This window comes from Streptomyces sp. NPDC037401 (assembly GCF_055602345.1).
In genome coordinates this window covers 1-11943 of record NZ_JBVJWO010000055.1, presented here as the reverse complement: position 1 = coordinate 11943, position 11943 = coordinate 1, and the positions used below count along the sequence as shown (strand labels likewise).

The window sequence follows — 11943 nt, the reverse complement described above, 5'->3', positions numbered from 1 at the left end:
CGGCTGCGGTGGCGCGCCGCCACCGCAGCCGCGCTCGTGCTGTCCGTACCGCTGCTGTTCACCGACACCCTGTGGGGCCTGTACGCCGTCGTGACCGTGCTCGGCGCCGCCTACGCGCCGCACCTGATCACGGCCTTCGCCCTGACCGAACGCGCCGTGGAACCGGCCCGGCTGGCCGAGGCCATGGCGTTCGCCGCCAGCTCCCTGGTCGCCGGTCAGGCCCTCGCGCTCGCCCTGTCCGGCCGGCTGTCCGAGTGGCACGGGCCCGCCGGGGCGTTCCTGGTCGCGGTGGGGGCGGCGGCCCTGTGCCTGTGCCTGGCGCTGGGCACCAGGGTGCCCGCCGGACGCGGGCACACCCGCGGCGGCGGGCACCCGGCACGGACGGGCGCCCCCGGCATGCCCGGCACGCCCGGTGACCCCGGCGCTTCCGGCACCCCCGGCGACCAGGCTGCCTACGCGGGCCGCTGAAGCACCACCAGACTCCGTCCCGTCAGCGTCACCCGGTCACCGGCGGCCAGCCGCGCCCCGGTGCCCGGCGCCGGCAGCTCCGGCCGGGCCGTGTCCACGATCAGCTGCCACTCCCGGCCGTGGCCCGCCGGCAGCGTGAAGCCGAGCGGGTCGGCGCTCGCGTTGAACATCAGCAGGAACGAGTCGTCGGTGATCCGCTCCCCGCGCACCCCGGGCTCCGAGATCGCCTCCCCGTTGAGGAACACCGTCAGGGCCCGGGCGTGCTGGGCCTGCCAGTCGCGGGCCCGCATCTCCTCGCCCGACGGGGTGAACCACGCGATGTCCGACAGCTCGTCGTGCGTGCCCTCGACCGGCCGTCCGTGGAAGAAGCGGCGGCGCCGGAACACCGGGTGGTTGCGGCGCAGCCACACCATCTGCCGGGTGAACTCCAGCAGGGCGGGCGGCGGCTTGCCGGGCTCCGGCCACTGCACCCACGCGACCTCGTTGTCCTGGCAGTACGCGTTGTTGTTGCCGCCCTGGGTGCGGGCGAACTCGTCGCCGTGGCTGAGCATCGGTACGCCCTGGGACAGCATCAGCGTGGCCATGAAGTTGCGCATCTGGCGCTCGCGCAGCTCCAGGATGCCCGGGTCCTCGGTCGGCCCCTCGGCACCGCAGTTCCAGGACCGGTTGTGGCTCTCCCCGTCCCGGTTGCCCTCCCGGTTGGCCTCGTTGTGCTTCTCGTCGTACGACACGAGGTCGTGCAGGGTGAAGCCGTCGTGGCAGGTGGTGAAGTTCACCGACGCCAGCGGACGGCGGCCGTCGTCCTGGTAGAGGTCGGAGGAGCCGGTCAGCCGGCCCGCGAACTCCGCGAGCGTGCGCGGCTGGCCCCGCCACAGGTCCCTGACCGTGTCCCGGTACTTGCCGTTCCACTCCGTCCACAGCGGCGGGAAGTTCCCGACCTGGTAGCCGCCCTCGCCCAGGTCCCACGGCTCGGCGATCAGCTTGACCTGGCTGACCACCGGGTCCTGCTGCACCAGGTCGAAGAACGAGGACAGCCGGTCCACCTCGTGGAACTGCCGGGCCAGCGTCGCCGCGAGGTCGAAGCGGAACCCGTCCACGTGCATCTCGGTGACCCAGTACCGCAGCGAGTCCATGATCAGCTGGAGTACGTGCGGCGAGCGCATCAGCAGGGAGTTCCCGGTGCCCGTGGTGTCGGTGTAGTAGCGCATGTCGTCCGACAGCCGGTAGTACGAGGCGTTGTCCAGCCCGCGGAAGGACAGGGTCGGGCCGAGGTGGTTCCCCTCCGCCGTGTGGTTGTAGACGACGTCGAGGATCACCTCGATCCCCGCCTCGTGCAGGGCCCGCACGGCCGACTTGAACTCCAGCACCTGCTGGCCGCGGTCGCCCGAGGCGTAGCCGTTGTGCGGGGCGAAGAAGCCGATCGTGTTGTAGCCCCAGTAGTTGCTGAGCCCGTCGTCCACCAGCCGGTGGTCGTTGACGAACTGATGTACGGGCATCAGCTCCAGTGCGGTCACCCCCAGCTTGACGAGGTGCCCGATGACCGCGGGATGGGCCAGGGCGGCGTACGTGCCCCGCAGCTCCTCCGGGAGCTCCGGGTGCCGCATCGTGAGCCCCTTCACATGGGCCTCGTAGAGCACCGTGTGGTGGTACTCCGTCCGCGGCGGCCGGTCGTTGGCCCAGTCGAAGTACGGGTTCACCACCACCGAGCTCATGGTGCGCGGCGCGGAGTCGAGGTCGTTGCGCGAGTCCGGCTTGCCGAAGTGGTAGCCGTACACCTCCTCGCCCCAGGCGATGCTGCCGCTGATGGCCCGCGCGTACGGGTCCAGCAGCAGCTTCGCGGCGTTGCAGCGCTGCCCGCGCTCGGGTTCGTACGGTCCGTGGACGCGGAAGCCGTACCGCTGACCGGGCATGATCCCGGGCAGGTACGCGTGGCGGACGAAGGCGTCCGTCTCGCGCAGTTCGACGGCCGTCTCCGAGCCGTCGTCGTGCAGCAGACACAGTTCGATCCGTCGGGCGGCCTCGGAGTAGACCGCGAAATTGGTGCCGGCGCCGTCGTACGTAGCGCCGAGGGGATACGCCTGTCCCGGCCAGACCTGCATAGATGTGACTCTTCCACTCCTGATCCGGCATCTGGGGTCTTTTCCTTCGCCAGATCTTCCCCGAAAGGAGGGCAACCCGTGGGGACTTGGGACCGTCCTACCGGGTGACCACGCATACCAGGTATGCATGTAAGGGGGAAATGTGCACATAACAGTACGCCGCCATCTGGGGAAGCTCGTGGCAGGCGCAGCCATCGCGGTCACCGGCACGGCCGTGATGATCGGAATCACCCTGCCCGGCTCCGCGGACGCGGCCGGGGGCGGCCAGGACGCGGCGAACGGCACCGGCTCCGCCGTGGCCGCCGCCGGGGAGGCCGGCAGCGGCGTCCAGCCGAACATCCGCCCGGGCACCGTCGAGGCGGCCCCGGCCGAGAAGGAGCGCGGCTTCGGGCGCGACCCGCTCACCGACGCCGAGCTCGACCGCGTCAAGGTCCTCGCACTCGGCCCCGCCGGCATGAACGCCGAGAACGCCCGGGGCGGCCGCGGCCCGCAGTGGCTCACCACCGACCTCGCCGAGCTGCGTCCCGAAGAGGTGCAGAAGCCCGGCGCGCCGCGCCGCGCCAGCGTCACCTCGTACGACTACAAGACCGACTCGCTCCGCACCGCCGTCGTCAACCTCGACACCGGCAAGGTCGAGTCCACCGACGTCCAGAAGGGCGTCCAGCCGCCGATCGCCCGCGAGGAGGCCGTCGAGGCCGTCAAGCTGATGATCGCCGCCAAGCAGGGGGAGGGGCTGCGCAAGGACTACCGGGACGCCACCGGCAAGGAGCTCACCAAGCCCGCGCAGCTGTCCCTGCAGAACGCGCTCATCTACCGGGTGGGCGCCGAGAACCCGGGGCCCGAGGCACTGAAGGAATGCGGGAAGCAGCGATGCGCCCGGCTGTTCCTGAAGGTGAAGAACGGGCCGTGGATCGACGTCCGCTCGCTGGTCGTCAACCTCAGCGCCCGCACCGTCCACTCGCTCTGACTCCGGGGCGGCAGCCGCTCGCGCCGCCGCCGCGTCCCGCGCCCTCCCCGCACCCGATCGTCCTGCTTTCCTGTCACAGGAGTCTCTCCACATGCACGTGAACCGTTCCCACGGAGCCCGTCGCCGGGCCGCCGTGGCCCTGGCCGTCTCGGCCCTGATCGGCGGGGGCGCCGCGGCCGCGGGCCCGGCCGCCTCGGCCGCACCCCAGACCGCCAAGGCGCCGCAGGCGCTGAAGGCCCCGGCCCCCACCCCCGACTGCAGCGAGGCCTACCGGATCCAGCAGACGCTGGCCGGCGGCACCACCTGGCGGATGTGCTGGCGCTACGAGAGCGAGGCCGGGCTGGTCCTCGACAAGATCTCGTACCAGCCGAAGGGCGAGGCCGCCCCGATACCGGTGCTCACGTCCGCCAAGCTCGGTCAGATCCACGTCCCGTACGACGACGGCAAGGCGGAGTACGACGACCTGACCGGCGCCGGCTTCGGCGGCGGCCTCCAGCCGATGGTGCCCGGCGAGTGTCCCGGCGGCACCATCAAGACCGTCAAGGTCACCAACACCTGGGACCAGAGCCAGACCGAGGTCAAGGGCCTGTGCACCACGACCCGGGCACGCGGCCACGCGTACCGGATGGCGGGGGAGAACCCGGGCCAGGTCTGGCAGGAGCAGGCCAAGGACCTGCTCGTCTACACCGTGAACAAGGTCGGCTGGTACGAGTACATCACCGAGTGGCGCTTCCAGGACGACGGCCTGATCCACGCCAACGTCGGCGCGACCGGCAGCCTCGCCCCCAACGACTACGACGCGGGCGACGGCCGCGGCTGGCCGATCGGCAAGGGCGCCAAGGCCTACGCCACCAGCCACAGCCACAACGTCTTCTGGCGGCTGAACTTCGCCCTCGACGGTTCGCCCAACGGCAAGGTCGAACAGTACGACTCGGAGACCACCCCGAGCCCCGACGGCGCCACCCCCAAGACGAAGACCACCCGCACGCCGATCACGAAGGAACTCGCCGGCGACATCCAGGGGATGCGCTGGTGGCGGATGGTCAGCGCCACCGGCAAGAACAAGGACGGGCACGCGCGCAGCTACGAGATCGTGCCGGGCGCCACCGCCAAGTACCCCGGCCGCCCGTACACCCAGCACGACGTGTACTTCACGGAGTACAAGGCCTGCGAGCAGTTCGCCACGCACAACCTCCGCAACTGCGGCACGGGCGCGGGCAAGAGCGTGGACACGTGGGTCAACGGCGAGACCCTCAAGCACCCCATCACATGGGTCAACATCGGCTTCCACCACGTCGCGCGCGACGAGGACCAGCAGCCGATGCCGGTGCACTGGCAGGGCTTCCAGCTCAGCCCGCGTGACGTCACCGCTATGAATCCGCTCACGCCCCCGGCCCTTGCGGGACAGAACGGACGCCCCAACTAAGTGAGTTGAGGAGCGTACGGACCATCCGGCTGCACCGCCTCCCGCTCGCGGAGTACCCTTCCTTGATCACCGGAGAAGGGCGTTCCAGAAGCAGGAGGCGGTGCACGGGTGAGCTCGGGAGGGCTGGAGCTGCCCCCTGGTGACGGCGGTCACGAGGGCAGTCCGGCGGAAGTCGCGGCAGGGGCGGTGTCCCTGGCCCGGCCGCCGGCCACCGGTGCGGTGCGGGCAGGCGCGGAACTGGACTGGAGTACGGAGGCCTGGAGCGAGGTCCGCACCCGCGCCCAGCGCGCCGGGCGTGCGTACATCTGGCTGAATCTGATCGAACAGCGGCTGAGGGCCGTGGTCGGTGCCGTGTTGCGGCCGATCTACGAACCCGTGCACGGCGAGGACGACTGGGTGGTGGCCGCGGCCGGCCCGGCCGGCCAGGAGTGGGTGCAGCGGGCCGTCGCGGTCCGGGAGGTCAGCCGGCGCAAGGGCTACCTCCTCGACCCCGCCGACGACAACGTCCTCAGCTTCCTCACGCTGCCGCAGCTGCGGGAGCTGATGGTCCAGCACTGGCCGTGCTTCGAGCCGTACTTCGACGACCGGCGGGACATCGAACTGGCCCTGGACGAGCTGGAGGTGACCCGCAACGTCGTCTCCCGCAACCGCGCCCTGTCCCAGGCCGTGCTGGCGCAGGCGGAGCGGGCCTCGGCGCGGCTGCTGGAGGTGCTCGGCGGCGGCGCGGGCAGCCCGTCCGCGGACCGGCTGCCGATCGACGCCGTCGAGGACCTGGTCGGGGACCGCTACGCCGATGTGATCTCGGTGCACCCCGACCGGGTACGGCTCCAGCGGCAGCTGCCCGCGGAGGACCTGTTCGGCGGGGCCCGCCGGCTCGACGCCATCGGGATAGGCCTGAACCTCCTGGTCCAGAACTACTCGGGCCGAAGACTCGTGCGGCTTGCGGAGGCGGGCTGCCGGGTGCGGCTGCTGTTCCTGAACCCGGCGAGCAGCGCCGTCAAGCGGCGCGAACGCGAACTGGGTCTGCGCAAGGGCGAGCTGAGCCGCTCGGTCGAGATGAACATCCTGCACGTGCGCCGCGTCCGGGCCCGGCTGGAGGACCCGGCGGGCTTCGCGATCCACGTCTTCGACGAGACCCCGCGCTTCACCGCGTACCTCGTCGACGGCGAGGCGCCGGGGAGCGGGATAGCGGTGGTGCAGTCCTATCTGCGCCGGGCCCGCGGGATGGAGGCGCCGGTGCTCGTGCTGCGCGGCGGCGGCCGCGGGGTGCCGAAGGACGCCGACCACGGGCTCTTCACCACCTACCGGGAGGAATTCGAGTCGGTCTGGCAGGACTCCCGCCCGGTCTCGTGAACCTGCCGCCACCGCTGTCAGTGGGCCGTGGCAGGCTGAATCCCGACGCAGAAGAGTGGGGAGGGGCGCTGATGGGCGCTGTGGGGGACTGGCACGGGGGAGTACTGGCCGGATTCGACCTGGAGACGACGGGTACGGATCCGGGTGAGGCCCGGATCGTGACGGCCGCGGTCCTGGAGGTCGATCCGGGGGGCACGGTGGTGCGGCGGCGGCTGTGGCTGTCCGACCCCGGCGTGGCCATCCCGGAGCAGGCGACCGCCATCCACGGGATCAGCACGGAGCGGGCGGCCGCGGAAGGCCGCCCGGCGCGGGAGGTCGCCGACGAGGTCGCCGGGACCCTGACCCGACTGTGGGAGCAGGGGATACCGGTCGTGGCGTACAACGCCTCCTTCGACCTGACCCTGCTCGCGGCGGAGCTCCGGCGGCACGGACTGCCGTCGCTCGCCGAGCGCGGCGGGACGGGCGGGGCGGAGACCGGGCCGGTGGTCGACCCGCTGACCATAGACCGCGCGGTGGACCGCTACCGCAGGGGCAAGCGCACGCTGGAGGCGGCGTGCCGGGAGTACGGCGTCGAGCTGTCGGCGGCGCACGACGCGGGGGCGGACGCGCTGGCCGCGGTGGAGGTGGCGCGGGCGATAGCCGCCCGGCACCCGAACGTCAGCGGGCTGTCGGCGGCCGACCTGCACGAGCGCCAGGTCGCCTGGTACGCCCGCTGGGCGAGGGACTTCCAGTCGTACCTCCGGCGCCAGGGCAGCGAGGAGGCGGAAATCGACCCCGCCTGGCCGCTGCGCCCGCCGGCCCCCGCCGCGGCCTGACCCGACCGCGGGCCGGGTTGCGCAGCGCCGGGTTGCGGGCGGCAGCGCGGCTCAGAAGGGGTGCCAGCGCACTTCCGGCGTGTTGTCGCGGAGCGAGGTGACGCGGCGGGCGAACTCCGTGCGGGCGGCCGGGTTGTGGGGGGCGTGCTGGGCGACCCAGGCGCAGCTGGCCGTCTCGCGCGCTCCGCGCAGGACCGCGCAGCCCTCCCAGTCGCGGACGTCCCAGCCGTAGGCGGCCACGAACGCCGCGTAGTCCCCGGGCGGCAGGCCGTACCGGTCCCGGGACAGGGCGAGGACCACCAGGTCGTGTTCCCGCAGGTCCGCAGAGAAGGTCTCCAGGTCGACCAGGACCGGTCCGTCCGGCCCCACGTGGACGTTGCGCGGCAGCGCGTCGCCGTGGATCGGGCCCGGCGGCAGGTGCGGGACCAGCTCCGCGGCCTCGGCGGCGAACGCGTCCCGGCGGGAGCGCAGGTACGCCGCGTCCGCGGGGTCGACCGCGTCGCCCGCGAGCCGCAGCCACCGCTCGACCCCGCCCAGCAGCTCTCGGCGGGGCAGGGCGAACGGCGGCGCGGGCAGGGCGTGGACCGGGCGCAGCAGCTCCGCGAGGTCGGCGGCCGTGGCCGGGCGCACCGCCGGCGGCAGCCGGTGCCACACCGTCACCGGATGGCCTTCGACCAGGCGCGCCGCGGGCTCGGCCGGGCGTACGGCCGGGACGCCCGCCCCGGCCAGCCACCGCGCCACGGACAGCTCCCGCTCCGCCCGCTCCAGCAGCTCGGGGTCCCGGCCGACCTTGACCACCAGGTCGCCCGCGGCGAAGACGGCGTTCTCGCCCAGCGCGAGGAGCGCGGCCCCGTCCTGCGCCAGACCGGCGAGCGCCAGTACTTCCCGGGCCCGTGCCTCGTCCATGTCCTGCGGTCCTCCGTCCTTCCCGCGGTCGTCGCGAATGTGCCAAGTCTCGCAGTCCGGTGCCCGCCGCTGCGCCGCACCCGCAAACGCGTTGCACGAGACGTCTCGTCTCGTTACAGTCGGATCATGACCTCAGCCAAGCCCGCCCACATCGCCATGTTCTCGATCGCCGCCCACGGCCACGTGAACCCGAGCATCGAGGTGGTCCGGGAGCTCGTCGCCCGCGGCCACCGCGTCAGCTACGCCATCCCCGCCTCCTTCGCCGACACCATCGCGCGGACCGGCGCCGACCCGGTGATCTACACCTCCACCCTGCCCACCGACGAGTCCCCCGAGGCCTGGGGCACCGAACTCATCGACCACCTGGAGCCGTTCCTGCACGACGGCATCCAGGCCCTCCCGCAACTGGCCGCCGCCTTCGAGGACGACCGGCCCGACCTGGTCCTCCACGACATCACCTCCTACCCGGCGCGCATCCTCGCCCACCGCTGGGGCGTGCCCGCCGTGTCCCTCTCCCCGAACCTCGTGGCCTGGGACGGATACGAGGAAGAGGTCGCCGCACCGATGCTCGCCGGCCTCAGGGCCTCCGAGCGCGGACGGGCGTACGACACGCGCTTCCGGGCCTGGCTCGCCGAGAACGGCATCGACACCGACCCCGACGCGTTCGTCGGCCGGCCCGCCCGCAGCATCGTGCTGATCCCGCGGGCCCTCCAGCCGCACGCCGACCGGGTCGACGAGAGCGTCCACCGCTTCGTCGGCGCCTGCCAGGGCGACCGCGCCGAACAGGGCGACTGGCAGCGGCCCGAGGGCGCCGAGCGCGTGCTCCTGGTCTCCCTCGGCTCTGCCCTGACCCGCGAGCCCGCCTTCTACCGCGCCTGCATCGAGGCGTTCGGCGACCTGCCCGGCTGGCACGTGGTCCTCCAGATCGGCAGGTTCACGGACCCGGCCGAGCTCGGCGCGGTCCCGGCCAACGTCGAGGTGCACGACTGGGTGCCGCAGCTGGCCGTCCTGCGGAAGGCCGACGCCTTCATCACCCACGCCGGGGCGGGCGGCAGCCAGGAAGGACTGGCCACCGGCACCCCGATGGTCGCGGTCCCGCTGGCCACCGACCAGTTCGGCAACGCAGACATGCTCGTCTCCCTCGGCGTGGCCCGGCACGTCCCGAAGGAGGAAGCCGACGCCCGCACCCTGCGAGAGGCCGTGCTCGGCCTGCTCGCCGACCCCGGGGTCGCCGTACGGGCCGAGCGGATCCGGCGCGCCATGGCGGCCGAAGGAGGCACCCGCAAGGCCGCCGACCTGATCGAGGCCGAACTGTCCTGACCCCGGGCTATCGTGCGCACATGGCAGCCAAGAACACCCCCCAGCCGGCCGAGCCCCCGAAGCGGTACGCGGCCCTGCTGCGCGGCATCAACGTCGGCGGGAAGAAGAAGGTCCCGATGGCCGAGCTGCGCACGGTGCTCGAGGAGCTCGGACACGCCGACGTCCAGACGTACCTGCAGAGCGGCAACGCCGTCTTCAGCTCCCCCGAACAGGACCCCGAAGGCCTCGCCCGGGCCCTGGAGAAGGCGATCGAGGCCCACTTCGGCTTCCCGGTCGCCTGCCTGGTCCTGGACGGGGCCCACCTGGCCGCCGTCGCCGCGGACTGCCCGTACCCCGCCGCCGAACTGGAAGGAAAGCAGCTGCACGTCACCTTCCTCTCCGAGCAGCCCGGCGCCGAGCGCCTGGCCCCCGTCGACCCCGCCGCGTACGCCCCCGAGGACTACCGCACCGGCGACCGCGTCCTCTACCTCTACGCACCCGACGGCCTCGGCCGCTCCAAGCTCGCCGAGGCCCTGGCCCGCCCGGCGCTCCTCAAGGGCATCGACGCCACCACCCGCAACTGGAACACCGTGGCCAAGCTGGTCGAACTGACCCGCGAGCCCTGAGTCGGAGACGCCGCGCGCGGTGTGCCAGGCTCGGGCCATGCGCTACATCATCATCGGAGCCGGCGCGATCGGCGCCACCATCGGCGGACGGCTCGCAGAGACCGGCAGCGAGGTCGTGCTCGCCGCCCGCGGAGCCCACGCCGAGGCGCTCCGCGCGAACGGCCTGCGGCTGACCACCGCCGACGCCACCCGCACCCACCGGCTGCCGGTCGTCACCGGCCCCGCCGAACTGGGCGAACTGCGCCGCGACGACGTCCTGCTGCTCGCGGTCAAGACGCAGGACGCGATCGCGGCCCTCGACACCTGGGGCGACGCCCCCGTCGAGGGCGGCGGCACGGCCGAGCAGCGGCTCCCCGTCATCTGCGCCCAGAACGGCGTCGAGGGCGAACGCCTCGCCCTGCGGCGCTTCAACCGCGTGTACGGCATGTGCGTCTGGCTGCCCGCGACCTTCCTCGACCCCGGCATCGTCTCGGCGCTCTGCGCGCCCATGACCGGCATCCTGCACCTGGGCCTGGCCGCGGGCGGTACGGACGACCTGATCCGGGCGGTCGCCCAGGACCTGGCGAAGGCGCCGTTCGAGGTCCCTGTCGTCGAGGACGTCATGCGCTGGAAGCACGCCAAGCTGCTCGGCAACGTCGGCAACGCCGTCCAGGCCACGACCGGTCCCGAGCCGCACCCCGCGAAGGCGGCGCTGGTGCGGCGCGCGGCCGCGGAGGCCCGGGCCGCCTTCGACGCGGCCGGCATCGGCTACGCCGGCGACGAGGAGCAGCGGCTGGCCCGCGAGGGCAAGGTGGCCGAGCCGCCCCAGGTGCGCGGCGGCAGCTCGTGGCAGAGCCTGAGCCGCGGGACCGGTTCCATCGAGGCCGACTACCTCAACGGCGAGATCTCCCTGCTCGGCCGCACGTACGGCGTGCCCACCCCGGTGAACGACGTCCTGCGGCGGGTGGCGAACATCTTCGCCCGCGAAGGGTGGGAGCCGGGCTCGATGTCGGTCGAGGACCTCACGGCCCTCGCCGACGAGGCCGCCGCCCGCATCCGCTGACGCAGCACGGCCGACGGCCGGTACGTACGCAGAAGGCCGGTCCGGTGACCGCCGGACCGGCCTCCGGTGCGTCAGGCCGACAGCGCCGGCAGCGGGGCCGCCGCCCGCAGTGATCCGTCGTAGCGCTCCAGCAGCAGCCGGGCCAGCTCCGGGGCCGCGCCCAGGACGTCCGCCAGGACATCGGCACCCGCGGCCCGAGCACCGTCCGCGATCCGGTCGGGCAGCCGCCCGGGCGCGATGACGTACGGGGCGACGACGACGCGCCGCACCCCCTCGGCGCGCAGCGCCCGTACGGCGTCCTCCGTACGGGGAAGAACAGCGGAGGCGAACGCAGGCCGCACGGCGCACCAGCCGGTGTGCCGCCACTCCCGCGCGATTTCAGCGATCACTGCGATCGCCTCCGGGTCTGAGGAACCGGCGGACGCGAGCACCACGCCGGTGGTCGGACGGTCGGCCGGATCGAGTCCGGCCTCGAACAGCCGCCGCTCCAGGGCCGACACGAGCAGCGGGGACGGCCCCAGTACGTCCGCCTGCCGGACGTGCAGTCCCGGCAGTCGGGACGAGGCTTCCGCCAGCACGGCCGGGACGTCGGCCTTCGCGTGGAAGGCGCGGGTCAGCAGCAGCGGGAGGGCCACGACGTGCCGTACGCCGTCGGCGTGCAGGCGGGACAGCACCTGCCCGACGGAGGGGGCGTTGAAGTCGAGGAACGCGGTCTCGGCCCGCAGCCCCGGCCGCAGCGCCCGCGCCCGCCGGGTGAGGGCGTGCACGGTCGCCGCGTGCCGCGGATCGCGGCTGCCGTGGGCGATGACCAGGAGTACGGGACGGTGGTACACGGCCGGCTCACCTCACCAGCAGGCCGCGGGTGCGCAGGACCCGGCGTTCGAGGGGGCTGAAGACGAGGAGGTCGATGGCGATGCCGACGATGAGGATGAGGAGGATGGC

10 protein-coding genes and 2 pseudogenes are annotated in these 11943 nt (G+C 73.1%); 8 read left to right on the top strand and 4 right to left on the bottom strand.

What is annotated here, in order from left to right:
• The coding region (locus tag ACZ7H1_RS35550; protein ID WP_470792439.1) for an MFS transporter at nt 1–468 on the top strand (468 nt) is incomplete at its 5' end.
• Here ACZ7H1_RS35550 and glgX read toward each other — a convergent pair.
• Nucleotides 453–2567 carry a glycogen debranching protein GlgX gene (gene glgX, locus ACZ7H1_RS35545; RefSeq protein WP_470792437.1) on the bottom strand — a complete coding sequence of 705 codons (2115 nt, stop codon included), beginning with the start codon at nt 2565–2567 and terminating at the stop codon, nt 453–455. The genes ACZ7H1_RS35550 and glgX overlap by 16 nt on opposite strands.
• 142 nt (nt 2568–2709) lie before the next feature.
• Here glgX and ACZ7H1_RS35540 point away from each other — a divergent pair, with 142 nt between their 5' ends.
• The 4 genes from ACZ7H1_RS35540 (at nt 2710) to ACZ7H1_RS35525 (ending at nt 7128) form a co-directional block, all read left to right on the top strand.
• The gene (locus tag ACZ7H1_RS35540; RefSeq protein ID WP_470792436.1) at nt 2710–3534 is read left to right on the top strand and encodes a Tat pathway signal sequence domain protein; all 825 of its coding nucleotides are present in this window, start codon (nt 2710–2712) and stop codon (nt 3532–3534) included.
• A gap of 91 nt (nt 3535–3625) precedes the next feature.
• On the top strand, nt 3626–4960 hold the full coding sequence (locus tag ACZ7H1_RS35535) for a copper amine oxidase (protein ID WP_470792435.1): 1335 nt from the start codon (nt 3626–3628) through the stop codon (nt 4958–4960).
• A 108-nt stretch (nt 4961–5068) separates the two neighbouring features.
• Nucleotides 5069–6313: an SAV2148 family HEPN domain-containing protein gene (locus ACZ7H1_RS35530; protein WP_470792434.1), complete on the top strand. Its 1245-nt coding sequence runs from the start codon at nt 5069–5071 to the stop codon at nt 6311–6313.
• Nucleotides 6314–6384: 71 nt separating this feature from the next.
• Nucleotides 6385–7128: an exonuclease domain-containing protein gene (locus tag ACZ7H1_RS35525; RefSeq protein ID WP_470792433.1), complete on the top strand. Its 744-nt coding sequence runs from the start codon at nt 6385–6387 to the stop codon at nt 7126–7128.
• Nucleotides 7129–7179: 51 nt separating this feature from the next.
• Here ACZ7H1_RS35525 and ACZ7H1_RS35520 read toward each other — a convergent pair whose 3' ends face one another.
• Nucleotides 7180–8034 (bottom strand): phosphotransferase enzyme family protein, encoded by an 855-nt coding sequence (locus ACZ7H1_RS35520; protein WP_470792432.1) that lies wholly within the window; start codon nt 8032–8034, stop codon nt 7180–7182.
• A 37-nt stretch (nt 8035–8071) separates the two neighbouring features.
• Between ACZ7H1_RS35520 and mgt the strand changes: the two are divergent.
• The 3 genes and pseudogenes from mgt (at nt 8072) to ACZ7H1_RS35505 (ending at nt 11001) form a co-directional block, all read left to right on the top strand.
• Nucleotides 8072–9354, top strand: a pseudogene (gene mgt, locus ACZ7H1_RS35515) (macrolide-inactivating glycosyltransferase).
• Between the two features lie 20 nt (nt 9355–9374).
• Nucleotides 9375–9959 (top strand): DUF1697 domain-containing protein, encoded by a 585-nt coding sequence (locus tag ACZ7H1_RS35510; RefSeq protein WP_470792431.1) that lies wholly within the window; start codon nt 9375–9377, stop codon nt 9957–9959.
• A 37-nt stretch (nt 9960–9996) separates the two neighbouring features.
• Nucleotides 9997–11001 carry a ketopantoate reductase family protein gene (locus ACZ7H1_RS35505; RefSeq protein ID WP_470792429.1) on the top strand — a complete coding sequence of 335 codons (1005 nt, stop codon included), beginning with the start codon at nt 9997–9999 and terminating at the stop codon, nt 10999–11001.
• Between the two features lie 71 nt (nt 11002–11072).
• Here the strand turns inward: ACZ7H1_RS35505 and ACZ7H1_RS35500 are convergent, their stop codons facing one another.
• The gene (locus ACZ7H1_RS35500) at nt 11073–11834 is read right to left on the bottom strand and encodes a sirohydrochlorin chelatase (RefSeq protein WP_470792428.1); all 762 of its coding nucleotides are present in this window, start codon (nt 11832–11834) and stop codon (nt 11073–11075) included.
• Between the two features lie 7 nt (nt 11835–11841).
• Nucleotides 11842–11943 (bottom strand): annotated as a pseudogene (locus tag ACZ7H1_RS35495) (ABC transporter permease); the annotation flags it as partial.